Source organism: Spirosoma taeanense, assembly GCF_013127955.1.
GTDB classification, from domain to species: Bacteria; Bacteroidota; Bacteroidia; order Cytophagales; family Spirosomataceae; genus Spirosoma; species Spirosoma taeanense.
This window is the reverse complement of sequence record NZ_CP053435.1, coordinates 5,626,949-5,652,828: the sequence shown is the minus strand read 5'-3', so window position 1 is coordinate 5,652,828 and position 25,880 is coordinate 5,626,949. Positions and strand designations below refer to the sequence as shown.

The window sequence follows — 25,880 nt, the reverse complement described above, 5'->3', positions numbered from 1 at the left end:
CAAAGATATGTGCCGACTTTCTATAAGCCTCGCTTTTTCAGCCATTGGGCCACGGCTGGGCCCGTTCCGAATGGCCAGGGTTTTAGTTGATTTACCGGAACGACCTTAATGGCCTGAAGCTCGGTTTCGTCCATCACGATCGTACCTGACGCCCGAACGTGATACGTAAAGATGACTTCGTTACGCTGGTAAAAGGTGTAAATGCCCAGAAATTCAACGATGCGGACGTCGGTCAGACCAATCTCTTCTCGGATTTCGCGCAGGATAGCATCGGCGGGTTCTTCGCCTTTTTCCAGAAAACCCGTGACGATACCGAACCAGTCGGCGGGCCAGCCGATATTCTGCGTCAGCACGACCGTATCGTTGTCATACTCAACAATGGCCCCGACGACCGGTAGCGGATTATCGTAGTATATATAACCGCAGGGCTTTGAGCAGATGAGCCGCTCGCGACCACTGGCTTCGCCCTTAATTAGCGGACTGGCGCACTGCGGGCAGAAATTCATTTGAGGCATGGCGATTTGGTTAAATTCCTTCTGAGAATGCGTTTTAATGCCGTAAGGTTCTTGTCGACTTGCGGCCATCCGGCTTCCCTGTTACTTGAGATAAAGTTTGCGTGACCCACTACGTGTAGCAACATAGTTTCGACTAAAACCTGTATCTTCGTTTCTGTTCAAACGGGTATAGTGAACAACAAGAGTAAATCTGGTTAAGCCTTCGTCTTATAGACCTCCTTCTTACGTATATTTTATGGCTTCGGTAAAGCTAACAATCAACAATCAGGCGCATACCATTGACGTAGACCCTGATATGCCGCTCCTGTGGGCTATCCGCGATGTAGTCGGCCTGACGGGTACCAAGTTCGGCTGCGGTATCGCTCAGTGCGGAGCCTGCACGGTTCACCTCGATGGCGCTCCCATCCGCTCGTGCAGTTATCCTGTATCAGCGGCTGCCGGTCATAAAATCACGACGATTGAAGGCATTGCCAAAAACGCCGATCATCCCGTTCAGAAAGCGTGGATCGAACATCAGGTGCCTCAGTGCGGCTACTGCCAGTCAGGGCAGATTATGTCGGCGGTCGCCCTGCTGAAGAGCAACCCCAAACCCACCGATGCTGATATTGATGCTGCCATGCAGGGGAATATCTGCCGCTGTGGCACCTACCAGCGCATCCGTCAGGCCATCCATACGGCCTCTGCCGATATGGCCGCTGCGCCCAAGATGCCTAAATCCACTCCTAAACTCGGCAAACGATGAGCACACGACCTGATCAAACCAGCCGTCGGAATTTCCTCAAAGCCGCTGGCCTAACCGGAGCGGCATTCGCTCTCGGTTTCCCCACGACTGATGCCCTGGCCGGCCCGGTTCTGAATCTGAGCGCCCTGCCCGAAACGGTTGAACTAACGCCTTATATCCTTATCGAGAAGTCGGGGCGGATTACGATCATGAACCCCCGGCCCGAAATCGGCCAGGGTACCTTTCAGTCGGTTCCGGCCCTGATTGCCGAAGAACTGGAGGTCTCCCTCGATAACGTGACGATCCGTCAGACCGGCGGAGAAAATAAGTTTGGCGATACGTGGTCGCAGGCCGTTGGTGGCAGCGGGTCCATTCGGGGCGGCTATATGCAGCTTCGTAAAGTTGGCGCTTCGGCCCGCGAGATGCTCGGGCAGGCCGCCAGCCAGCAGTGGAACGTAGCCATAGACGAATGCCTTGCTGAAAATGCCACGATTATTCATAAACCTACGGGCCGGAAGCTTACGTATGGTCAGCTGGCCGAAGTAGCGGCCAAACTCCCTGTTCCAAAAGAACCGACGCTCAAAGACCCGAAAAACTTCATCCTGCTGGGCAAATCAGCCCCCCGGCCCGATGTTCCTATGAAAGTATCGGGGCAGGCCCAGTTTGGCATTGATGCGAAGGTAGCCGGTATGGTGTATGCCTCTATTGAGCGGTGCCCGGTAATTGGCGCGAAACTGATCAGCTTCGATGCCAGTCCGGCCCTGAAAATCAAAGGCGTTCGGCAGGTCGTTAAGGTTGAGCGTATAATGGGTAAGAATCGCTTCGACGGCGTAGCCGTTGTGGCCGATAACTATTGGGCTGCCCTGCAGGGCCGGAAAGCGCTTAAGGTGCAGTGGGATTATCAGGGCTTGGATAAGCTTAATACGACCGATTACGAGAATAACCTTCGTACGCTGGCCAAAACTGATGGACTGGTCGGACATAGCAAAGGCGATTTCGACAAAGCCTTTGCCGATTCACCCGTTCAGCTCGAAGCTCTCTACGAAACGCCTATCGTGAGCCACTCGACCATGGAGCCGATGAACGCGTTGGCCCATTACAAGCCTGATGGTACGGTCGAAGTCTGGTTGTCGTCGCAGGGCGGTGATCTAGCCCGCGATGAGTTGTCGAAAGTGCTGGGCATTTCGAAAGACAATGTTACCGTTCATATTCTGTTCAACGGTGGCGGTTTTGGCCGGCGGATCACCCAGGATTTTGCGACCGAAGCGGCCCTGTTGTCAAAAACTATCGGTAAGCCGGTTAAGGTCGTCTGGACGCGTGAAGACGATACCGTCCTTGGCCCGTTCCGGCCCATGACATTCTCGGCTATGCGCGGAGCCCTGTCAGCCAGTGGCGAGCCGGTTGCCCTCCAGCACAAAGTCATTTCGCCGTCTATTGACGCCACGATGGACGCCAAGTATGACAAAACGAAGGCCGATGGCACGATGCTTGAAGGAACCAGCGAACAGAAATACGAGATTCCGAACCTGACGACCCGTTACGTGTACGCAGAAAGTCAGATTCCGTTAACCTACTGGCGGTCGGTGACGAGCTCAACGCTGGCGTTTTCGCATGAATGTTTTCTGGACGAAATGGCGCATAAAGCCGGTAAAGACCCCATGGACTTCCGGTTAGCCATGCTCACCAAAGAGTCCGACACAAAACGGCTGCTGACCAAACTCAGAGCTGTTTCGAACTGGGACAAACCCCTACCGAAAGGCTGGGGCCGGGGCGTAGCGCAATGGGAATTTTTTGCGGGCCTGGCCGGACAGGTTGTCGAAGTGTCGAAACAAACCGACGGCTCAGTGAAGGTTGAAAAAGTGTACTGCGTGATCGACCTGGGTACAGTCGTTAACCCGGATAACGTAAAGGCGCAGATTGAAGGCTCGGTAGCAATGGCCATCACGGCCGCCACTAAAGACGGCATTACGTTTGAAAATGGCCGGGCCAAACAATCGAATTTTGATTCCAACCGGATGCTGCGGATCAACGAAATGCCCGTGGTTGAGGTTCATATACTGGCGGAGGGCGGTCCAACCATCAAAGGTGTTGGCGAACCCGGTCTGCCGCCCCTGGCACCCGCTTTAGCGAATGCCGTCTTTGCTGCCACCGGCAAACGCATTCGACGGTTACCGTTCGACTTAGCAAACGTATAGTATGAAAGAAATTAGCCGCATCCTGGAAGTATACGAACAGGTTGATTTCACGCAACGGAAAGCCGCCCTGGCAACCGTTGTGTGGGTCGAAGGTTCGTCTTACCGCCGACCAGGAGCCCGGATGCTTATTACCGACGACGGCCGCTGGGAAGGGGCCATCAGTGGTGGTTGTCTGGAGGGGGATGCCTTACGTAAAGCCCGGCAGGTTATGCTCGATGGGCAACCCATCGTTGTTACGTATGATACCATGGACGACGATGCAAATACTTTCGGCGTGGGTCTGGGCTGTAATGGCATCATCGACGTTCTGATCGAGCCAATAAATCCGGGCAACCCTGAGAACCCGGTTGCTCTGCTACGCGAGTTTGTTGATAAACGTGACGTTCGGGTACTGGCCACTATTCTGAAAAGCGACGGCCAAACCAGCTTCAAACCCGGCGACCGATTCGTTCAGAGCGAAACAGGCCGGCAGATGGTGCCTGACTGGCTGCAGGATGATATGCTGGCGGTGTTCAGCACTGGCAAACCACTAACCCAATCTTATTCGGTTGAGTCGGGTACGCTGGACGTATTTATTGAACGAGTTGATCCTGGTATTGAACTGATTATTTTCGGGGCTGGATACGACGTCATTCCGGTGGCTAAACTGGCCCGCGAACTGGGCTGGCAGGTTACCGTAACCGACGACTGCGTAGCGCACCTGGCCCCGAAGCGGTTTCCCGTAGCAACCTGCGTGCTGTATGCCGACCGAACAGCGGTTCTGGACCAGCTAACCATTACGGACCGCACGGCCGCCGTGCTGATGTCGCATAATTTTAATTACGACCGGGCAGTACTCCAGACCTTGCTGGCAACTGATGTTCCTTACATTGGCATGCTGGGACCGCGCAAACGGTTCGACAAAATGCAGATCGAGTTTGAGAAAGACGATTGCTTCTTCACGGACGACCAGCTGAGCCGGGTTCACGCGCCGATAGGCCTTGATATCGGTGCCGAAGCGCCAGATGAAATTGCGCTGGCTATTGTTGCCGAGATCAAAGCGTTTTTCACCAATCGATCAGCGGGCTTTTTGAAAGAAAAAACCGGGCCGATTCATGAGCGGCTAACCGATGCGCATTCTGCTTCCCGTCGTCAGGCTAGCGCGATTGATACGGATACTCTGAACGTAAATTCATGACTATTCCTATTCTTCTGCTGGCGGCTGGTGCATCAACCCGGCTGGAAGGAAAACCCAAACAGTTATTACCGTATAAGGACAAGTCGCTGATCCGGTATATGGCCGAAATGGCCCTGTCGTTGCAGACTGGCCCTGTCGTAGTCGTGCTGGGCGCCCAGCACGAGCGGATGACAGCCGAATTGGCTGATCTAAACCTTTTGACTCCCTTTAATGCAGACTGGCCAGAAGGCATGGCTTCTTCGCTGCGCGTTGGTCTGAACGCCTTAGCGGATCAGTCCTTTGACGCATTCCTGGTTTTATTGACCGATCAACCCCACGTAACCGCCGACCTGCTGCGCCAGCTCATTCATACCCGCCAGCAGACGGGTCGGGGTATTGTGGCCAGCCGCTACGGAGAACCGGGAAATCTGGGCGTACCGGCTTTATTCGATAGTCGCTATCAGGACGCGTTTATGCGGTTATCCGGCGATGTGGGTGCCCGTAAACTCATTCAGCAGCATGCCGATGACTGCGAAGGCGTTCCTTTTCCGTTGGGCGCGATTGATCTGGATACCTGGCAGGACGTAAGGAACTGGCAGGCTTCATCACAAAGTCAGCAGTAAGCCACCGGTTAAAGACGGCCTGATGCTTAGTCTTTTGTATCTTTGCACCCGGAATGGCTCGACTCTTAGCAATTGATTATGGCGCAAAGCGCACCGGCATTGCCATAACGGACCCGTTACAGCTCATTGCCTCAGCGCTGGAGACGGTTCCCTCGCACGAATTGCTGAAGTACCTGAAGGCTTACGTAGCGCGGGAGCCGGTTGAAGCGTTCATAGTTGGCCTGCCCAAACGGCTCGACGGCACCGATACGGATAATACGCCCCGCGTCCGGAAGTTCGTCACGCACCTGCAGAACGCGTTGCCCGACATTCCGGTTTATTGGCATGACGAACGTTTTACCTCTGCAATGGCTCTGCAGGCCATGATTGCGAGTGGCAGTACAAAGAAAGATCGACGCGATAAGGGCAACATTGACAAAGTCAGCGCAGCCATTATTCTCCAGTCGTATATGGAAAGCAAAACGTAATGCTGACTAATGCGCGGGCTGATTGCTGTTATCAATCCCGCTCGTTACGCAGCATTCATTCTTACAAGTATGATTCTCCCAATTATTGCCTATGGCGACCCGGTTCTGCGAAAGCGAGCCAAAAATATAGAACCCGGCTCAATGGACGTAAAGGCGTTGAGCGAGAATATGTTCGAGACAATGTATGCTGCATCGGGCGTGGGGCTGGCCGCTCCTCAGATTGGCCAGAGTATCCGGCTATTTGTCGTTGACGGCGAGCCGTTGAATGAGGGCGAACCCGAAGAAGACATCGACAAAAGTGTAGTCGGATTCAAAAAGGTGTTTATCAACCCCGAAATTATTGAGGAAGCCGGCGACGACTGGGGCTTTGAAGAAGGCTGCCTGAGTATTCCCGGCATTCGGGGCGAGGTGTTTCGGCCCGAAATTATCGTGATTCGATACTTCGATGTCGACTGGAACGAACACGAAGAAGAATACGACGGGATGGCTGCCCGGATCATCCAGCACGAGTACGACCACCTGGAAGGCAAGTTGTTCACGGATTACCTGCCTCCTCTTCGCCGTCAGCTGATTAAGAAAAAGCTGTCTGAAATCACAAAAGGACGAACCGACGCCGAGTATCGGATGAAGTTTCCAAAGTAGCATCAATCAGAGCCTAGCTTAGCTTAGGATCAACAACCTAAAATCCAGGCTCTGACGTTTTTATCTCTGTGTTCTACCCTCCATGCTTCGAGTTACTCTCCTTCAGCCGAATCTTTACTGGCACGACCCCGTAGCCAACCGGGCTATGCTGGAGGAACAGATTTTTTCGCTCCCCGAACCTACGGATCTGATTGTGCTGCCCGAAATGTTTACCACGGGTTTCACGATGGGGGCGCAGGCCGTAGCGGAGCCGATGAACCTTACAACGTTTCGGTGGATGAAGCAGATGGCCGCCCAGACCGGAGCCGTTGTAACAGGCAGCTATGTGGTGCAGGAAAGCAGTAACGGGAGCGCCCGTAAGTTTTTTAACCGACTCGTCTGGATGCAGCCCGACGGGCAATATGATACGTACGATAAGCGTCACCTGTTTCGCATGGCGGGCGAAGATGGCGTTTATACGGCCGGTACCCGCCGGATTGTGAAAGAGTGGAAAGGGTGGCGCATCTGCCCGCTTATCTGTTATGACCTTCGCTTTCCGGTCTGGAGCCGCAACGTAAGCTCTGGATCCGTATCTCCCGACAACCAGGCAGCCATAGGCTCCGCCTTTGACTACGATCTGCTGCTTTACGTCGCCAACTGGCCAGCCGCCCGGCGGAATGCCTGGAACATTCTCCTGCAGGCACGGGCGGTCGAGAATCTAAGTTACGTGATCGGCGTCAACCGGGTTGGTGAAGACGGGAACGGTCACCCATACACGGGCGATTCGGCGATTATTGATCCAAAAGGTGAGGTCCTGTTCCGGCAGAGCGACATTGAGGCTATTCATCAGCATTCGCTTTCGCTCGATGAGCTAAGGGCGTTTCGCGAAAAATTCCCGGCGAATCTGGACGCCGACCGATTCAATCTGCTGTAACTTCCAGCCAGTTCAGCAGATCGTGCATACTCGCCAGCGTAGCAAACGATTTTCCCTGTAGTTGCTCCTCACCTACCCGCTCGTGCGCCCACGTAATGACGTAGGGAATATGAACCGCCTGCGCACCAATGTGCAGAACCGGCAGCACGTCCGATTTCAGCGAGTTGCCAATCATCAGAAATTCCTCAGGCTGCAAGCCGTATCGCTGAAGAATCCGCTGGTAGGACCGTTCATCTTTTTCACTGATGATTTCAACGTATTTGAAGAAATGGCCCAGGCCCGAACGGGCAATCTTGCTTTCCTGATCAAACAGATCGCCTTTTGTCAGCACCATCAGATCAAATCGTTTAGCCAGCGTTTCCAGCGCATCCCGAACGCCATCGAGCACTTCAATGGGAAATGCCAGCAGTTCTTTGCCGATGTCAATAATTTGCTGAATCTCCAGCCCCGTCACCCGGCCCTGCGTGAGTTCAATGGCCGTCTCAATCATGGAGAGCGTAAACCCTTTAGCGCCATAACCAAACAGCTGCAGGTTGCGAATCTGCGTGGCATAAAAATGCCGGGATAACGTCGGCTGATCTATGTGATGCGACAACAGGTCGCCAAGCCGCTGCTGAACATTGACATAGTTTGGCTCGTTGACCCAAAGCGTATCATCCGCGTCGAAGGCAATCAATTTCAGAGATGACGTTTCTAAGGTGGACATCACTACCGGTGGTTCTTTCGGCAAAGTTACACGCATCGTTTCATACAGCCCTTGCTCCGGGTTGTAACCCGTGATAAATTCATTTGCGTCACGTTTCTGAAATACCCAATTTGCCAACCGTTCCTAAGACTTTCACTTTTCTCTATTACCATGCAGTTCACCGAACAAGATCAGGCCCAGATTCAGGCGCAGGGAATCACAAGCAACCAGATTGACCAGCAAATCCAGCACTTCGTGCAGGGTTTTCCATACTTAAATGTCATTAAGGCCGCTACGATCGGCGACGGGATCGTACGGGTTTCCGATGAGCAGTTGCCGGCCTATCTCCGGCGCTTCGACGAAGCTGCCCATGAGCGCGACCTGGTGAAGTTTGTGCCGGCTTCCGGCGCGGCTACCCGGATGTTTAAATCCCTGTTTGCGGCCCTGGACGGTAAGTTCGACAAATCGGTTGATGAAGTGTTCGCCCGGCTGACTGACTTCGCCTTTTACGATGATCTGAAAGCAGCAATGACAGCCAAAGGAGCCGATCTGGACAAAGCCCTTGCCGAAAACGACCGTCAGACAGTTCTCCGCTTTCTTCTAACGGACGAAGGGCTGGATTACGGCAGTCTACCGAAAGGTCTGCTGAAGTTTCACCGCTATCTCGATGGCCCCCGAACGCCAGTGGAAGAGCATCTAGTTGAAGGCGCGGCCTATGCTAACTCGGATGGTCTGGTTCGGATTCATTTTACGGTCTCACCCGAACACCGCGAACGGTTCGAACAGCTTATTCAGCATGAAAAGGCAGACTATGAAGCCTGGCTGGGCGTAACGTTTGCTATCAGTTTTTCGGAGCAGAAGAAATCGACCGATACGATCTCGGTCAATACGGACAATTCGCCTTTCCGGAATGCCGATGGTTCGTTGCTGTTTCGTCCGGCTGGTCATGGTGCCCTAATCGAAAATCTCAACGACATTGACGCCGACATTGTGTTTATCAAGAACATCGACAATGTCGTGCCTGATGAGATCAAGGAGCCGACCGTTACGTACAAGAAAGTTCTGGCGGCCGTCCTGCTGGACGCTCAGCAGCAGATAACGCGTTTGCAGGGCCTGTTAGAAGCTGATGGCGTAAGCGAAGGCTACTTGGCCGAAGCCGACGAACTGTTCCGCCGAACGCTGTTCACGCTGCCTCCCGAAGATTTCGACAGCTTATCGAACGAAGAAAAACTGGCGTATTTCCGGCGCAAGCTAGACCGGCCCGTGCGGGTCTGCGGTATGGTCAAAAACGTTGGCGAGCCGGGTGGCGGTCCTTTCTGGGCTAAAAATGACGATGGTTCCGTATCCCTGCAGGTGGTTGAATCGGCCCAGATTGACCTGACGGACCCGCAGCAAAAAGCTATTTTTGACGAAGCTACGCACTTTAACCCGGTTGATCTGGTGTGCGGCCTGAAAGATCGGGAGGGGAATAAATATAATCTGCCCGACTTCCGCGACCCACAGACGGGGTTTATCACCGCCAAGTCAAAAGACGGGAAAGACCTCAAAGCGCAGGAACTACCCGGCTTGTGGAATGGCGCAATGGCTGACTGGAATACGATCTTTGTCGAAGTTCCGCTGATTACGTTTAACCCCGTGAAGACTGTAAACGACCTGCTGCGTAAAGAACACCAGCCCAGTTAGGCCATAAAACCAGCGGTCTGCCGGTCTGTAAAGTGGGCTAGATTAGAACCACTTTACAGACCGGCAGACCGTTAAGTTTATTATTAATAGTCGTTTAAGCCGACATCAAATTAGCCGGGGACTCCGTTAGTTCGGCGGCTTTCGCGCCGATGGGAATTTCTCTTGTTTCGAGTGAAGTGGGATTCTGGAACGTTAACAACGTCGTGTTCTCGTAAACACCGAGGTTTGCATCCCGAACCCGTTCCATAATTGGTTTCAGCGCGCAGGCCACCTCGTCGGTGCAGTCGTCGCATTTGACGTAGAAGTTAAACGATACGCAGGGCGTTGGCGCAATAGGGCCATCGATAACCCGCAGTACCTGCGCCAGATTAACCCGGCCCGGATCAACGCGTAACAGATAACCGCCCCCTTTCCCTTTCTGGCTCTGCAGAATACCGTGATTCCGCAACTCCAGCAAAATGGCCTCTAAGAATTTTTTCGGAATGTTTTCCTTCGCCGAAATGTAAGAAATCAGGACGGGACCTTTCCCGTACTCTTCAGTCAAAACCTTTAGGGCTTTGATGGCATACTTAGCTTTCTTAGAGATCATCGTTACGGTGTCTAAGAGGGTTTTAGTGTTAGTGGGTATGCTACCTGCGTAGCTCTTTAATAATTACAAGCGGCCAAATTAGTAAGCATCTAAGTGTCAGACAACTTTTTAGGTGTCTTTTACCGATATTGTCCTAAATGCGCCAGGTTTATCAAGAAATAACCGCGCTTGGGTTAACGTTCAGACATTCTCCCAAAGTTCAATGGGCTTACGTGATTATTTGACGCAATAAAGGTCTTAAGGTAACAGTCGCTTCATTAATGAAGCAATATTCATGCCTATATTCTTAGTCTTATTTGTTCATATTATCTTTATAGTCAGCCACTTTCTTCTGTATATAGTTTACACGTTATAACGAATAATCCTATTCGTGTACTCTCTTTAGTATAGCGTTCATGATTGACAGCCTAGAAAAGCTTAAACCATCCTATCCGCCGTGTGCGCTTAATTGACAATACAAGAAAAAAGCCGGTGCAAAGCCCCGGCCCTTTCGTGCGACACCAATATGAAAATTGATTGTACTCTCTTGAAGCGACCAATTAACGGTCGTAGTTAGTATTCTGCGGATCGAAGTTGGTCCAGCCAGCTAGCCAGTTATCCGTTCCATTGAATGCTCCCCGGTACGGAGCGCTCGTAAAGAATGAGTCGGCCAGCTTACCGCCCGTTACGGCATTGCCCGCTACTAGCAGAGCCGAACCCGTAGGTGGCAGGAAACTAGGTGCCGTCAGGTTAAACGTCTGAGCGTTTAACAGCGCTGCTACGTCCGTTGACGCTACTACTGTATTCTTCTTGGCTGCATTGGAGAAGAACGCCGTCGCCTGATCATTGGTGATGGAACCAGCACCCCGCACCGGTGTCACGGCGTTGGCAATGGTGATTCCCTGCAGGTCCAGCGCACCCGAGTTTACGTTAGCCAGCGTACCCGTAGCCGTACCATCGAGCCGCAGCCCCTCCGGCCAGCCGCTGAAGACCGAGTTGTAAATGCTGATAGCCGTGTTCCGGCGTAGATGCATGGCCGATTGGTAAGGACCGCTGCCACCTGAGGTTGGGTTCGTGTTAGGCGTGCTTTGGAACGCGAAGCTGCTGACGTTAGCGAAAATGGGCTGCGTTAGGGGCAAACCATTGTTCGGAGCGGCAGGGCCCTGTGCTGCGGTGTTTTCGCCGGGATTGAAATTATCCGACTCGAACGAGTTAGAGCCCGACTGGTCAGCTGCGTTCGGATCACGCAGCGATAGGGCAAACTGTACTTTACCACTGTAACCATGGTCGGTATCGAAGTCGTCGTCGAAGCCCCGGAAGGCAACCAGATATTTCTGATTTACCGTACCGCCAAACCACTCATACGAATCGTCACCACTGTACGACACCTGAACGTGGTCGATAGTCGTGCCTGAGCCCACACCATACAGCGTCAGACCGTTTACTTCGCTGTTGGCGCTTGTTGTCAGCGCAATACCGGGAAACTCAATCCGAACGTACTGGAGCGTACCTGAATTATCAGTGAGTTCAGTGTAGGCACCATAGGTTCCTTCAATACCGCCCTCAAACGGTGTAGCCGAGGGCCGGTTGGTTGGTGCCCGGCCGATCAGAACCACCCCCCCCCAGTCACCGTATTTCCGCTGACCGGCGGCTGCGTTCGACGTGAAAACAATAGGCCGCTGAGCGGTTCCTTTCGCTTCAATCCGGGCGCCCGGCTGAATAATCAGCGTACCGCCCCGGTTCTGACCCGACGGATCGAGTGCTCCACCGCCACCTTTAATGATCGTTCCCGGCTCAATGGTCAGCACCGCGCCCGCCCGAACGTAGACGAAGCCACGGATCAGGTATACGTTGTTGGCCGTCCAGGTTGTGTTGGCCGAAATACTCGTGACGACTTCGATAATCGGCTTATTAGCCGTATTGAACTGACCGCTGAACTGGGCGGTCTGACCATTTGCCGTTATGGAAACTGCGGTTCCGGCGTTCTGGGGCACCGTTACCACTAACTGCGTTGAAGTTGCGGATACAACCTGCGCCTGCACATTGCCGAAGGCTACTGTATTACTGGCTGGATTTGTATTGAAATTAGTACCCGTTATGACTAGTGTCGAGCCAACCGGAGCTGACGTAGGGTTGATGCTGGTAATGCTCGTCACTGGGGCCGGTTCCTCGGTGTTCTTACAGGCCGAAACGGCTGCAAACAGGCCCGTTACCAGAAGCAGGAGATACTGCCAGCGATTCATGAACTTCATAAACAGATTTGGTTTGACGTTGATTGTGGGAACTGTTAAGGGATTATCGTCCGACGTCCGAAGGTGTACACACCGGTCAGGGTGAAGTACTGCCCCCGGCGGTAGACCCGGTAGTTCTGATCTGCCGAGGTATTCTGCGAGGTTACGTCTTTACTGATTTTGCCGTCGTCATTATAGTCCTGCGCAAAGCGGAACGGAGCGTTGAGAATGTCCTGAATCCCGAACCGAAGCTCCAGCTGCTTGCCAAACTGGCGGGAAATATTGAAATCTACTACATTACGAGCCATTTCATAAACCGTAGGCTGGTTCTGGTTACCAACGGCGAAAATGCGCGGGCCCGCTACGTTGTAGAGCAGGTTAGCCTGCCAGCCGTTCGGTTGTGCGTAATAGACGCCCGCGTTGATCAGGTAGGGCGACTGGTTTTGCAGGGGCCGCTCGGCAGCCTGAATGTTGGTAAGGTCATACTGACCAATTCGACCGCTCAGGTCCGGCCCTGTAACCGACTGGCCCAGGTTAATCCGGCTGTTGATGAACGATGCGTTTCCAACGAACTGAATGTTTTGCAGGAAAGCGCTGGCCGAACCGGCAAATCCTTTCCGCACCTCGATTTCAACCCCGTAGTTACGCGCCGACCGGGCGTTAATGAACGTGTATGCTAAGCCATTGGCAGCAGGCAGCAAGAACGTTTCGATGGGGTTGGTAAACTGCTTATAGAAACCCGTAATTGAGACTACCTCGTTCGGTGTGGGGTAAAACTCGTATTTGGCATCCAGATTCTGAATACTTGCCGTTGTCAGCGTTGGATTACCCCGGACATCGGCCAGCAGGTTAAAATCATAGTAGGTAAACGGCGCCAATTCCCGCAATTCAGGACGGTTTACGGTTGCCGAATAAGCCAGACGAAAGTTCTGCCGGTCGCTCAGCTTATAAATCGCGTTCAGCGAGGGCAGCGGACTAAAAATTGTTCGGTCGACTAAGGTTGTCGTAACGCGGTTAATGTCTGAGTGCAGGGTCTGGTTATTAAACTCGCCCCGGAAACCCAGTGTCACATTAATCCGTGAACCCAGATTTACGTCTCCCTGAACATAGGCAGCGCCGTACGTATTGATCCCCCGGTAAGAATCCAGGTCTTTCGTACCGTCGAGCAGCGAGAATCCACCGGGCTGACCTGTAATGTTATTGGCACCAAAAATGGTATTCAGCGGCTGACCCAGAATTGAGGTAGACACATTACCTACCCGCTCGTATCCATAGAACCGGGCCGAGTAGGTTCGGTTACGCTGTTCGGTATAAAATCCGGCCTTGAAACGGTTGGGCTCCCGGTCGGTGGGGTTGCCAAATGTGTGCTCGTAGTTACCAATTGCAGAGACTGCATGCTCACCCAAGTTCGAGAAGAAACGGCCGTTGTCGATGGGGTTAGGCTGATTGGGAATGATAGCGGAGAAAGGAGCTAGCTGACCGTCTGTGCCAACGGCTCCGGTTGTCCGCTGGAAACGGGCCCGTCTCCAGTCCGGCTCCCAGCGTCCCGAGTAACTATAAGCCCCGATCCAGTTGAACTTCGACAGTTCGCTGAACGAATGCTCACCCGACACCTGCGTGCTGACGATGCTGCGGTTCTCGAAGCGCTCCGAGAAGGCCTGTACGTCCAGTCCGTCCACCACGCGCTGGCCCATACGGTTCAGCGTTTCGGTTGTACTCATCAGGTTAAACAGCGTTTTCCATTCCAGCGTGAAGCGGGGCGTAAACCGCAGCGTCCAGTTGTGCAGAACGCCCAGCCGGGTCTGCCGCTGGTAGTTCGCATCGTCGTACCGTTCAAACACATCATTAGCCGTAGCGCCGTTCTGATAAATGCTCAGATCGATGTCGGTGGCCTGATTGGTTAGGCTGTAGTTAATGCTCGTCAGGTTACTAATCCGGGTGTTACCGATCTCGAACCGACGACCCAGGTTAAGCGCTAAACGAACGTCAGGGTTTACGGTTACCTGACGCAGCCCCCAGGCGTTTGGCAGCAACCGGGCATAGGCGGCCCGTTGTGCAGCATTTAATGCGTTGAAGTCGTTGGCCCGCGCCGGAAAGCTCGTCGGAATCTGCTGCTCTTTATTCCACAAGCCCAGGAAACTCATTCCGCCCCGGTCGTGTGACAGAACGCTGCGGAAGGTCGTGTTTGGCCGGTAACCGATCGTAAAGCCGACATCCGTAAAATTCTGGTCGGGCCGACGCTTCGTGTATATCTTGATGATACCACCGGCAAAATCGCCGGGGTTCTCGGCCGAACCAGATTTGTAGACAATCATCCGGTCGAGAATGTTACTGGGTACAATGTCAAACGAGAACGAGCGCGATTCAACTTCGGTCGAAGGCGTAATCACGTCGTTGATCAGTACGTTATTATAACGTGTGCCTAAACCACGTATCAGCACGAAGCGGTTATCAACAATGCTGATGCCGGGAACCCGGCGGATAGCGGCTGCCGCATCGCGATCCTGTGATTTCTGAATCTGCTGCGCCGAAATACCCACTGCCAGCGGCTTCATCTGCTTGATCTCAGTGATTACGGCAACTTCGGTGTTGGTTGCGCGGCTGGCCCGAACGACAACTTCCTGTAGTGATTTACCTTCTTCGTCCAGTTCGGTTTCGATGGCGGTCGTATTGCCCGACTCAACCCGAACGTTGGGAATTTCTTTCGTCTGGTATGAAATATACGAGATGATTACCTTCTGAGTACCGGCTGGTACGTTGGTGATTGCGAAGCCTCCTTCAATGTCGGTTGTGCCACCGAGTTGCGTACCGTCAATCCGGACAGTACAGCCAATAAGGGCTTCTTTGGTTTTACCGTCTTTGACGGTTCCCCGGACAGTGCCGGTCTGCGCCAGTACGGCGCATGAAATTAGAGTGAGAAGAATACTTAAAACGTTGCGGTTCATGATTGGTATATTGGATGTCGCTTTCGCACCGCAAAGCTACCAGCCCAATATTACGCCAACGTTAAGCCAATATTACCCTTGAATTATATTTAATCAATATTCTAAAATACTGATTATTAGAAGATTAGCCTGAATCGACAACTATAGAGACTATGTTTCCCCGACGGGGACTAATGCCGAATTTTATTAACCTTATACACCAAATAGCCTAAAAATTATTCGGTTACGCCGTTTATGTTTCGATTGGCACCTGACACCTCCTCACTTAAAAATCCATTCACGAGTATATGCTCAATATGGTTGCCCCGGCGAAGCAGGAAGGTAGGAATCTGCTCCAGGCCGAGGGGCTGAGCCGGTAACGTACCTTCATAAAGCAGATGCACTAACGCTTCGGGAAAGAAATCTTTTTCAACCTGACGGACGTTAAACACCACAATACCCTCATGTCGGAGAGCCGCCATATCGAGATTCCGCAGATCAGCTGGTGAGCCGAGTATGTCGGGGTATACCTGAGCAGGCATCAGGGTTAAGCCGGTGGCATCAAGCTCGTCAAGGCCATAGAATGTCGATAAATCGCCAAGGTCTTCAATAACGCTCCTGTAATGAAAGTTTCGGGCGGGCTCATCATTAACTTCATGCCGATTAATACCAATATCCAGTACTACCGGCCGGCCTTCACGCACAACGGTTGCATTTCGAATGAGCAAATCGAACATGGGACGACCGTTCTCCGGAATCGCCTGGTAGTCGGCCGTTGCTTCCTGCTGATACGATTCGTCGGCAATGGCTTTCAGCGCCGTCAGGATTGCGACGAAGTTCAGCCGCCGGATCGTCATTTTTTCAACATCGCCTTTATAGCCCCCCGACTCAATCAGGACCAGGGTCGTTCCCCATTTCTGAATGTTATCGCCAAACGCTCGTGGTTCGAACTCATCGTCGAAGCGGGCTACCTGCCCCGGCACAAACTGCTGCAATACGCGATTCATGCCTACAATCAGTTGCATTGACCGTTGCCGCACCTCGTTGATGTTACGATCGGCATCGTAGGCCGTAGCCAGGAAGGACACCACGGCCTGCTTATCCGTGGTGCCCACGCTATAGCGGGGGTTCTGGTCGTGCAGATTGAATCCCACGAGCGGTTGCAGGGTCTGCTGGAGATTTTTTAACAACGCACCTTCGGGGGTTTGCAGCCGCAGAGCATCCCGATTCATGTCGATGTCGGTAGCCGTCCGACGCTGGAACCGTTCGGCTCCGTCGGGATTAAGCATCGGCACGAAATACAGGGTTGTTTTGCTCAGAATAGCTTGCCGAAAATCATCAAACCCGTCATTCTTAGCCTTCAAAAAATTAAAGATGTCGAATAGAGCCATCGTTGCCGTGGCTTCGTCGCCATGCATCTGACTCCACAGCAGCACCCTACTGGATCCGGTGCCTGCTTTCACCTGATAAATAGCCCGCTTTTCCAGCGATTCACCCACCTGACTGACGACGAACGGTGCCTGGCCGTTGAGCGCATTCAGCAACGAAACAATGTCTACGTGCTTGAATCGACGATGAATAAATGTCTGTTCTTTATACGTTTCGTGCGCGTCGTGCAACCGACGTGCAACGTCCTGCCCCTGAGTGGATACTGCTGTCATCAAACAAAAAAGAACACAGCTAAAGGGAGGTCAACCAATAGCGCACCAGCATACACCTTGTGCATTTGATTGACCCTAACCGCCGTGGTCCAAAGTTCATAGTTTATATCCTAAAAATAGTCCGCCTGCCGAGGCCAGTAAACACAACATAACGTTCAGGCCGATGTTGAGCAGGGCGGCTCCGGTACGTCCGTTCTGTAATAAAACGATAGTATCGTAACTAAAACTCGAAAAGGTGCTGAGGCCCCCACAGAAACCCACACCGATTAGCAGCCGGGTCTCCTCCCCTGCCGACCGGCTTATAAACCAGCCTAGAACCGCTCCCAATACGGCGCTCGCCAGCACGTTGACGAGCAGAATAGCGGTCGGGAAGGGCGAACCCGCGAGCGTTGCCGGTACCAGCCGTCCGGCCAGGTAACGGAGCAAACTACCCGCGCCACCGCCCGCAAAAACCAGCACGTATGGATGCATCAGCAAGGCTCTCATGTGAACAAACTTACGAAAAACCCCAATGCCCCCGGAAACGAAGAACGGAACGCCCCGTTTTTCGCTATCATTGTATGACTGCAACCTCCGGACGGCCCGACCGTCCGTGCCCGTATGGCTAAGAACCAACTCAAGAAATTACTCGGCGTCGGCTTTGGCATTGCCGTAACCATTGGTGGTACCATTGGAACCGGCATCCTACGTAAACCTGGACCCATCGCACGGGATATTGGCGATCCAACACTTATCATCCTTGTCTGGTTAGCCGTTGGTTTATACGCCCTGGCCGGGTCGCTATCGGTTATGGAACTGGGCACGATGCTGCCCAAAGCGGGTGCCTGGTACGTCTACGCCCGACGCGCGTTCGGCAATTACATCGGCTTTGTGATTGGCATTAGTAGCTGGCTAGGCAGTGTAGCCGCGATGGCCTTCGGAGCCGCCGTTATGAGCGAATACATGGCGCTGCTGATACCTTCCCTCGCCGATTATCAAAAACTTGTCGCCATTGGGATTTTGCTGGCATTTGTGGCCTTCCACTGGATTGGCGTTCGGCTGGCCAGCCGCGCACAGGAAGTTATGAGCGTACTGAAAGCCGTTGGACTGCTGGCCTTCGTCGTTGTCTGCTTTGTTCTAACGCCTGAAACAGCGCCCCCGGTCAAGGCAGAAACAGTCCAGCCATTGGCCGAGGGGGGTGTCTGGCTGGGTATTCTGGCCGCTTTGCAGTCTGTCTTTTATACCTACGATGGCTGGCACACGGCGGCTTATTTCACTGAAGAAGATACAGACCCCAGCCGCAATCTGCCCCGATCGATGATGGGCGGTGTACTTCTCATTATCGGTATTTATATTCTGGTTAATCTGGCTTTGCTGTACGTCCTTCCTCTTTCGACGCTGGCACAGTCGAAGCTACCGGCTGCCGATGCAGTTCAGTTGCTGTTTGGACCGGGCAGCGCGCAGGTTGTTACGTTCCTGCTGATGATCTCCATCATGGGCATCATCAACGCGCAGTTGATGTTCAACCCGCGGGTAATTTTCGCCATGGGGCGCGACGGACTGTTTTTTCGCTTTGTTACGTCTGTTAACGCGGGCGGAACGCCGGCTGCAGCGGTATTACTCACGGCCTGTACTTCAATCCTGCTGATTCTGACCAATACGTACAGCAAGCTCTCCGATATTGCTACCTTCTTTTTCGTGCTTTGTTATGCTTCCGGCTTTGCTTCGCTAATCCGTCTGCGCCAGACAGAACCCGAACTCGACCGACCGGTTCGGGCCTGGGGTTACCCTTTTTCTACCTGGACGTTACTACTGGTGTCGCTGGCGTTCCTCGTCGGTGTTGTTATTGGAGACTTTTCGAGCAGTCTGTACGCGATTGGGTTTGTGGTCGTCAGCTACCCGATTTACCTACTTATAAACCGGAGAGGAACTATCCAGAAATCGCCTGATTCTGCTTCAGAAATTAACAGAGAGGTTTAAAAACGTTTGTGAATCTGCTTCAACAGCTCCGTAGTCCGGCGACGCATTTCGCTGATAGGTTGGGTAAAATTGTTATGCATGATGCTGAATTGAAGCGTTTTACCCTGTTTCGTCACCATGTAACCGCTCAGGTTATAGACGCCACTCATTGAGCCGGATTTTGCGAAGATATAGGGTTCACCCGCCACCGTCATTCCCTGTAACGTACCAGATTGCCCGACAGCGGGCAGTAGGGCAAACAGCCGCTGTTGCGGAACTTTGGCCGCAATTTTTCCGAGCAGGTCAATTAGCACATTCGGCGTAAACAGATTGTAGCGCGACAGGCCGGAGCCATCCACCCATTTAGCGGCTCCGGTCGGATAGTGCAGGATACTATCGGCCACCCGGCGTAGTTCGGTAACCGGCTGGAGCTTCTCAGTGCCCCGCTCGGCCGATACCATGAACAGAATCTGCTCAGCGAACTGGTTATCACTGATCTGTAACATTCGCTTATACAGGGAATCCGTTGATGAGCCCCGGATTAATCGGGCGTCTGCGGGCATGGGCCGATTCACAACGCCTACCGGCCGATGAAGCGTATCGGCCAGCAGTTGAGCAGCCAGTGCTGCCGACCAGCGAAACGGTATGTCCTGCCCGGTAGTTCTACGATCTGCCAACTGCCGAAACTGATTCCTGAACTCGTCGCGCCGTACGCTGCCTGTACCGTCTGTCGTCTGAACACTATCACGAAACCGGGCGGGACTAACGGATTTGTTTATAAATCGGACCACATTGCCGTAAATAGGTAACGGGACTAATTCGGCTGAATAGTAATCATTGTAGTCGTCCCACGACCAGCCCGGCCCGAAACGCGGCCCAGTATAGTTAGCCGCTGAGAAAAACAGCCGTTCGGGCCGCGAGCGCAGAAAACTCAGCGCCGTTGAATCAGGTAGGTCGGGATGCAGTAATAACGGGTTGCCGGTTCCCCAGAAAATTAAGGAGTCATTCCGAACAATGTAATGCAATACCGGCAACGAATCGCGCAGGCTCAGCACCCCCGTATAAAAGCTAAATAGCTTGGTGTTGGATGCGGGCGTAAACGTCTTGTCGGCGTTGTGTTGAATCAGCTTCCGTTGCCGGACCGGGTCATACAGCGCCACGCCCGTAAAGTGATCGGTATAAATAGGCTGGGTGCGCAGATCGCGGGCGATACGCCGGGCGGGCGAACAACCCATCACGAATAACGTAACGGCGATAGTAGCGAAAATGGCTTTCATTAACACAAAAGGAGTTGTCATCAGCTTGCGCCGTCGCCGGAGCAGACGTAGCGCAAACCTAATGACAACTCCTCACTAATTAACTTATCTGCACCCTCTTAATGGGTAATAATCACTTTTTGCGTCAATACCAGATCGCCCGCATTCAGACGAAGAAAATAAAGGCCTGTTGGTAACTGGCTCAGGTCAATTTGCTCGCTGAGTTTCGAGCCGCCAACCTTCAGCGTCAGTTGCCGCAGGGTCTGTCCGGTACCGCTGGAAACCGTCAGAGCGGCTTCGGCAACAGGTCGGGGCAGTTCGGCTTCGATCCGTACTCGTCCGGTGCTGACGGGGTTCGGGTAAACCGAGAAGCGACCGGCACTGATCGGCTCGACGGCCAGCACGGGCGGTGGGGGCGGCACCTGAATTTGCAGGTTATCGATGGCCCAGCCCCAGCCATGCGCTAACTGATCGGCAAACAGCCGGAATCGAATCAGAATCTGCTCACCAGCCCGGAAGAATCCATTGTTGGTTATTGATAACTCCCGGCGCTTATACAACGCAGGCGTCCCCACCGTTGCGGAGTTACGGTCATTGGCCGACGTTCCCGGGACCAGATTCCGGTTATAAGCGTTCAGCCAGTCGGTCTGGTCGTTTGAGTCATAGCCATCCACAATGGGTTGCCAGGTTTGGCCGTTATTGCGCGATCCTTCCACAATGACGTAATCGTAAAAATCATCGTCGCCGTATCGACTGCCCGCTTCGCCCGGCTCAACCAGCACAATTTCATCATACCGAATGGTGGCGCTGTCGGGGTTTGTTTTTATACGAATTGGTGCCAGCAGAACCGTTTCATAATTGCTTTGGTATTTAAAATCGCTGCCGTTTCGGTACGGGTGTTCTGAATGAATAGCCGGGTTAGCAAAGCCCGTTGGCGTCGTGATGCTGAATCCATACGTAGCAAAATCGCTAGCGGCTGTTGCATTAGCGAATGTATTGGTATACTGATCACGGGTGGCCTGAAGCTGCACAACCGTTACTTCGTAGAAACCCGTCTGGGGACTAACCCGCTGATTTCGGGCGCGCGACGAATCGCGGGCGACAATCCGGTACGAAATCTTATCGCCGGCTTTCAGCGTATTGGCCGGAAACGTAATCCGGTTGGTATAGACGCTGTCGTACCGGTTACCGTTAACCGTCTGGCGGGTATAGCGAAGCGGAATCGCCTGCTGACCCTGACCGTTTATCTGGTATTCGACATAAGCCGTATCGATGCCCGTTTCACGGTCGTCTGATATGCCCGCATAGACGGGTATGCTGTCGGTTGCTGCCGGATTGAAAATGAAATTTTTGCTTGGACTGAACAAAATGGACGGGGGCGACGTATCGGGCCCGAACTGGACGCGGTGTAAAAGCTGCACGCCCGTAGGCGATTTACCGGGATTTGTGTAGGTCCGTCCCGATACATCCTGGGCCTGAAAATAGTACCAGACATCGCCCTGCGCGAGGTTAGCAGGCATGGTGTAGGTATAATCAGCCGTAGTGCCCGCTACCAGCGTTGGGGTAATGGAGAGGAACGTACTATCGGTGCCCGTTGGCGCGCTCTTCCGGTAAAAGAACCGAACCGAATTGGCCCGAAGCGTGGTATCGCTTATGACGCGTGCCCGGAACACCACATCCTTAACGTCTTCGCTACTGACCAGGGGCTCGTGCAGCACCGAGGTAGTCTTCCATTCAATATCGGAGAAAAAGTTGATCACCAGCGGGCCGGGTGTATGAATCGCTTCGGCGTTGGCCAGTTGGGGCGTCATCAGCGAGTTACTGTCCACCCGGGTAGTTGTGCTTCTATACGTTTCTTCGTCGAGGTGGTAAACGCTCGACCCCCGGTCGAACGAAGAAGGTGCATACAGTTTAGCGCGTTGGCCGGTTTTTTGCTGCAGTATCGGACCGTTCAGATACAGGTTCCCGCCCGTTAGCTGTCGGTACAAGGCATTAGAGTTATCGGGGAATGCCAGTCCTGCTGAACTCGTTGCCGACACCAGCCGCTGACCCTGTCCATTCTCAATGAAGTGATCGAACACTGCCGGATACCCATTCAGCGTGTATTGGCCCGAAGTGCCGGTCGTACCAAAATACCCAATGAAACCCAATCCGTGACCAATTTCGTGCAGCACTACCGTGACCAGATCGGTCTGGCCAGCGGGCGTTTTCCCGTCGAGGCCGTAATACCAGTTGTTGTTGCGGTTAAAATCGGCATTGATGTCGGGATCAGTAGGATCATTCAGGTCACGCCGGGCAATTTTTTCGGCCAGCGCGATAGGATACACGCCCAGGGCTTTCTGGGTCCCATCGGAGCCAATCCGAATCTCGGCCGGACCAGCCGATCCCAGGACACCCCGGTTCTGGTTTGTCCAGTTCGCAGAAATATTGATGGTTACCGGCGAAACCAGAATGTTTGACCAGATGTCGACGGCGTACTGAAATGCGCGCTGGGCTTCGGGTGAAAAATTAGTATAGGTAACGTTAAATTTAGCCGTGGCCGCTCGACGGGCATTCGGATTCTGACGGCTCTTCAGAAACTCATCGGGTGGCAGAATCCGCGTAAACGCGTCACGTTCAACTTTATAACAAATCGTTTTAGGAACGGGTAACGCTGTCCGCATAGACCGCACAAACTGGGCGTAGGCCGTATTTGGCTTAGCCGAAGCGGTTTTATTTTGGGCGAATACCGAACCGGCCAGCAGAGATCCAACTAACACCAGCCCGGCAACGAACGGTCGCGCCGAGGATTTCCGGAAATACATGTACGCTGTAGAGTTATGGGTCAATAATCGGTTGTCGAACGATTGAACATTGGGTATTTGCCAATACGGGATTACACGGGCTTTCGTTTCACGCCGGTTGCGAATCCGGATGTGAAACGAAAGCCAAAGTAGCCACAGAAACCCCAGAAAAAAAGGTTAGCTTGCTTTCTAACGCATATTTTTATTATTCAGTATGAGCGCTTCGCTTTAAAACCAGCGAGACGGAATTGAGACAAAACCGAAGGCCGGTTGGTGCCGGTCCATCGTTGAAAACGTGTCCAAGATGGGCGTCGCATACATTACACAACACCTCAATCCGAAACATGCCGTGGCTATAGTCCTTTTCCAGACGAATCCGATCTTCTTCAATCGGTTCCGTAAAACTTGGCCAGCCCGTACCCGACTCAAACTTGGTTTTTGACTCGAACAGCTCGGTGCCGCAGCATACGCAGGCATAAACGCCCGGGTCATGCGTTTCGCAGTATGCACCCGCAAAAGCGCGTTCAGTGCCTTTACCCCGGGCAACCCGATATTGCTCAGGCGTGAGGATGCTGCGCCACTCCTCATCCGATTTGATTACTTTCTGAATCATCGTTATTCCTGTTAAGTGTCCCTGTTACGTACTAACGAGAACGATTCCCTGCCGGATTTGTCTTTCCCACGCTGTAAATTTGCAGTTGGGTCCGGTGTTAGCTGACGCGACCAAAACCGGACCCAACGAACATAAATCGAAGTAACCGTTGACCGTCCGCCAGATTTTACAGCAGTTTTGGGGATACACTTCCTTCCGGCCCATGCAGGAGGACGTGGTCAATGCCGTGCTGGCCCGTCAGGACACGCTGGTGCTGATGCCCACGGGTGGCGGTAAATCCATCTGCTTCCAGGTGCCGACGCTCGCCATGAAAGGTGTGTGCATTGTCGTGACGCCCCTCATTGCGCTCATGAAGGACCAGGTTGAGCAACTGCGTAAACGGGGTATCCCGGCCGCGGCCATCTATTCGGGCATGCATTACCGCGAGATCGACACGACCCTGGATAACTGCATCTACGGCAACACCAAGTTTCTGTATGTATCGCCCGAGCGGCTGCGGACAGAGATTGTTATTGAGCGCGTGAAGCAAATGACGGTTTGCCTGCTGGCCGTTGACGAAGCCCACTGCATATCGGCCTGGGGGTATGACTTCCGGCCGCCGTATCTGCAAATAGCTGAGTTCCGGGAACTGATCTCCGAAACGCCGATTATTGCCCTGACCGCTTCGGCTACGCCTGAAGTACAAACTGATATTCAGGAAAAGCTGGCCTTACGGGAGCCCCAGGTCTTCCGGCAGACCTTCGCCCGGCCGAACCTCTCCTACTCGGCTATTCTGGAAGAAAGCAAGAAAGAGCGGCTGCTCCGGATTCTGCAGCGGGTGCCGGGCTGCGCGATTGTGTACGTTCGGAGCCGCAAACAAACGCAGCAGGTAGCGCAGTGGCTCGTGCGACAGGGCATATCCGCCGATTTTTACCATGCGGGCCTGACAACCCAGCAGCGAACCGATAAGCAGGACGCCTGGATTCAGGATCGAACGCGCGTGATGGTTGCCACCAACGCCTTTGGGATGGGTATCGACAAGCCGGATGTGCGGGTGGTTGTGCATCTCGACGTACCGGATTCGCTTGAGGCTTACTATCAGGAAGCGGGCCGGGCGGGCCGCGACGGCCAGAAGGCTTACGCCGTCATGCTCTACACGAACGGCGATCTGGAGAGTCTGCGCTTCCGAACTGAACAGCTTTACCAGCCGGTTGAGATGCTGCGCCGGGTGTATCAGGCCGTGGCCAATTACACAGCCGTTCCGCTGGGCGGGGGCCAGTTCAGCAGCTATGACTTTGACCTGAGCACATTCGCCAATACGTTCAATTTACCTCCGCAGGAAACCCACTACGCGCTTAAGCAACTGCAACTGGAGGGGTTTATTCAACTGAACGAAAATTATTACCACCCTTCCCGCCTGTCGCTGGTGCTGGATAATCGGCAGTTGTATGAGTTCCAGGTGATGAACCCGCGCTTCGATTCATTCCTCAAACTCATTCTCAGGATGTATGGCGGGGAGTTATTCACCGATTTCGTTACCATTGCCGAATCGGCACTGGCGCGGGCGTTCATGATCAACCAGAGCGAGATCGAGAATCTGCTCGAACAGCTTCATCAACGTAATGTGGTGGTGTATGAAAAGCAGAAAGATAAACCCCAGCTAACCTTTCTGACTCCCCGGCTCGATGCCCCTTCGCTGCCGATCAATGTACCCGAGCTGAACCGACGTAAGGAGTTAGCCTTACGGAAAGTGCAGGCGGCCATTCTGTACACGGAACACCCCAAACAGTGCCGGACGCGGTTGTTGCAGGCCTATTTTGGCGAGAAACCCGGCCAGCCCTGCGGCATCTGCGACAACTGCCTGAAGAAGAAAAAAGAACCGGAGATCAATCCCTCGGCCGTACGCGAGGAGGTTCGGGCCTATGTGGCTCTGGCCAACGGACCAGGCGTATCGCCCAAACAGCTTTCCTATCATTTCGCCCAGACTGATGCCGAAACGCTGGCGCAGACGCTGCAGCAGATGCTCGCCGAGGAAGAGATTCGGTACACGAAAACCGGGAATCTTACGCTGAATCTGGGTTGACGCGCCCGGATTGCTCCTGGTTGCTTCGACTTATTTTTCTGTGCTGTATCCCCAATAAAAAATCGGAGACCAGACATGTAAGTATCTGGCCCCCGATCACTACGGTGGGATTGCCGGAATCCTGATGACGGATGTCCTCGCTTTACTGTATTGACATCCGTCGGTGACAAACCGTTGCGTTATCCTGTAAACGCTGAGGTATCGTTTTTAGTAGGCGCAGGCAGATCGTTTTTTCAGAAATCAT

At 53.3% G+C, this 25,880-nt stretch carries 20 protein-coding genes; 10 read left to right on the top strand and 10 right to left on the bottom strand.

Going from position 1 to position 25,880, the window contains the following annotated elements; translation table 11 throughout:
* Positions 1 to 20 precede the first annotated feature (20 nt).
* A complete protein-coding gene (locus HNV11_RS23485) occupies positions 21 to 515 on the bottom strand; it encodes an NUDIX domain-containing protein (protein WP_171741980.1) in 495 nt (164 codons plus the stop codon).
* 235 nt (positions 516 to 750) lie between these two features.
* Here HNV11_RS23485 and HNV11_RS23480 point away from each other — a divergent pair, with 235 nt between their 5' ends.
* The 7 genes from HNV11_RS23480 (at position 751) to HNV11_RS23450 (ending at position 7,232) form a co-directional block, all read left to right on the top strand.
* Complete coding sequence (locus HNV11_RS23480) at positions 751 to 1,257, top strand: (2Fe-2S)-binding protein (protein WP_171741979.1); 507 nt, start codon at positions 751 to 753, stop codon at positions 1,255 to 1,257.
* Positions 1,254 to 3,431 (top strand): xanthine dehydrogenase family protein molybdopterin-binding subunit, encoded by a 2,178-nt coding sequence (locus HNV11_RS23475; RefSeq protein WP_171741978.1) that lies wholly within the window; start codon positions 1,254 to 1,256, stop codon positions 3,429 to 3,431. The genes HNV11_RS23480 and HNV11_RS23475 overlap by 4 nt, the downstream gene beginning before the upstream one ends.
* A 1-nt stretch (position 3,432) precedes the next feature.
* Positions 3,433 to 4,608 (top strand): XdhC family protein, encoded by a 1,176-nt coding sequence (locus tag HNV11_RS23470; RefSeq protein WP_171741977.1) that lies wholly within the window; start codon positions 3,433 to 3,435, stop codon positions 4,606 to 4,608.
* On the top strand, positions 4,605 to 5,210 hold the full coding sequence (locus HNV11_RS23465; protein ID WP_171741976.1) for a nucleotidyltransferase family protein: 606 nt from the start codon (positions 4,605 to 4,607) through the stop codon (positions 5,208 to 5,210). Before HNV11_RS23470 ends, HNV11_RS23465 begins: the two co-directional genes overlap by 4 nt.
* A 53-nt stretch (positions 5,211 to 5,263) precedes the next feature.
* Complete coding sequence (gene ruvX / locus HNV11_RS23460; protein WP_171741975.1) at positions 5,264 to 5,677, top strand: Holliday junction resolvase RuvX; 414 nt, start codon at positions 5,264 to 5,266, stop codon at positions 5,675 to 5,677.
* A 69-nt stretch (positions 5,678 to 5,746) separates the two neighbouring features.
* Positions 5,747 to 6,319 (top strand): peptide deformylase, encoded by a 573-nt coding sequence (gene def, locus HNV11_RS23455; protein WP_171741974.1) that lies wholly within the window; start codon positions 5,747 to 5,749, stop codon positions 6,317 to 6,319.
* 82 nt (positions 6,320 to 6,401) lie between these two features.
* Positions 6,402 to 7,232: an amidohydrolase gene (locus HNV11_RS23450; RefSeq protein WP_171741973.1), complete on the top strand. Its 831-nt coding sequence runs from the start codon at positions 6,402 to 6,404 to the stop codon at positions 7,230 to 7,232.
* Here the strand turns inward: HNV11_RS23450 and HNV11_RS23445 are convergent.
* Positions 7,219 to 7,938 carry an HAD family hydrolase gene (locus tag HNV11_RS23445; RefSeq protein ID WP_171741972.1) on the bottom strand — a complete coding sequence of 240 codons (720 nt, stop codon included), beginning with the start codon at positions 7,936 to 7,938 and terminating at the stop codon, positions 7,219 to 7,221. The genes HNV11_RS23450 and HNV11_RS23445 overlap by 14 nt on opposite strands.
* 150 nt (positions 7,939 to 8,088) lie before the next feature.
* On the opposite strand from HNV11_RS23445, the gene HNV11_RS23440 reads away from it, so the two are divergent.
* Entirely contained in the window at positions 8,089 to 9,600 is a 1,512-nt protein-coding gene (locus tag HNV11_RS23440) for a DUF4301 family protein (protein ID WP_171741971.1), read from the top strand.
* A gap of 94 nt (positions 9,601 to 9,694) precedes the next feature.
* Here HNV11_RS23440 and HNV11_RS23435 read toward each other — a convergent pair whose 3' ends face one another.
* The 5 genes from HNV11_RS23435 to crcB all read right to left on the bottom strand — a co-directional run bounded on the left by HNV11_RS23435 (position 9,695) and on the right by crcB (position 17,470).
* The gene (locus HNV11_RS23435) at positions 9,695 to 10,189 is read right to left on the bottom strand and encodes an RrF2 family transcriptional regulator (protein WP_171741970.1); all 495 of its coding nucleotides are present in this window, start codon (positions 10,187 to 10,189) and stop codon (positions 9,695 to 9,697) included.
* A 539-nt stretch (positions 10,190 to 10,728) separates the two neighbouring features.
* Positions 10,729 to 12,420, bottom strand: a complete 1,692-nt coding sequence (locus HNV11_RS23430; protein WP_171741969.1) for an IPT/TIG domain-containing protein — start codon at positions 12,418 to 12,420, stop codon at positions 10,729 to 10,731.
* Positions 12,421 to 12,455: 35 nt separating this feature from the next.
* A complete protein-coding gene (locus HNV11_RS23425; protein ID WP_171741968.1) occupies positions 12,456 to 15,344 on the bottom strand; it encodes a TonB-dependent receptor in 2,889 nt (962 codons plus the stop codon).
* 215 nt (positions 15,345 to 15,559) lie between these two features.
* A complete protein-coding gene (locus tag HNV11_RS23420; RefSeq protein WP_171741967.1) occupies positions 15,560 to 16,984 on the bottom strand; it encodes a M14 family zinc carboxypeptidase in 1,425 nt (474 codons plus the stop codon).
* A gap of 96 nt (positions 16,985 to 17,080) precedes the next feature.
* Positions 17,081 to 17,470: a fluoride efflux transporter CrcB gene (gene crcB, locus HNV11_RS23415; RefSeq protein ID WP_171741966.1), complete on the bottom strand. Its 390-nt coding sequence runs from the start codon at positions 17,468 to 17,470 to the stop codon at positions 17,081 to 17,083.
* A 114-nt stretch (positions 17,471 to 17,584) separates the two neighbouring features.
* Here crcB and HNV11_RS23410 point away from each other — a divergent pair, with 114 nt between their 5' ends.
* Positions 17,585 to 18,943: an APC family permease gene (locus tag HNV11_RS23410; protein ID WP_171741965.1), complete on the top strand. Its 1,359-nt coding sequence runs from the start codon at positions 17,585 to 17,587 to the stop codon at positions 18,941 to 18,943.
* Here HNV11_RS23410 and HNV11_RS23405 read toward each other — a convergent pair.
* From HNV11_RS23405 to msrB, 3 genes are all read right to left on the bottom strand, one after another.
* Positions 18,940 to 20,199 (bottom strand): D-alanyl-D-alanine carboxypeptidase, encoded by a 1,260-nt coding sequence (locus HNV11_RS23405; RefSeq protein WP_171741964.1) that lies wholly within the window; start codon positions 20,197 to 20,199, stop codon positions 18,940 to 18,942. The genes HNV11_RS23410 and HNV11_RS23405 overlap by 4 nt on opposite strands.
* 98 nt (positions 20,200 to 20,297) lie before the next feature.
* Entirely contained in the window at positions 20,298 to 22,982 is a 2,685-nt protein-coding gene (locus HNV11_RS23400) for a T9SS type A sorting domain-containing protein (RefSeq protein WP_171741963.1), read from the bottom strand.
* 184 nt (positions 22,983 to 23,166) lie between these two features.
* Positions 23,167 to 23,574 (bottom strand): peptide-methionine (R)-S-oxide reductase MsrB, encoded by a 408-nt coding sequence (gene msrB, locus HNV11_RS23395; protein WP_171741962.1) that lies wholly within the window; start codon positions 23,572 to 23,574, stop codon positions 23,167 to 23,169.
* Between the two features lie 202 nt (positions 23,575 to 23,776).
* On the opposite strand from msrB, the gene HNV11_RS23390 reads away from it, so the two are divergent.
* The gene (locus HNV11_RS23390; RefSeq protein WP_240163990.1) at positions 23,777 to 25,636 is read left to right on the top strand and encodes a RecQ family ATP-dependent DNA helicase; all 1,860 of its coding nucleotides are present in this window, start codon (positions 23,777 to 23,779) and stop codon (positions 25,634 to 25,636) included.
* Positions 25,637 to 25,880: the final 244 nt, after the last annotated feature.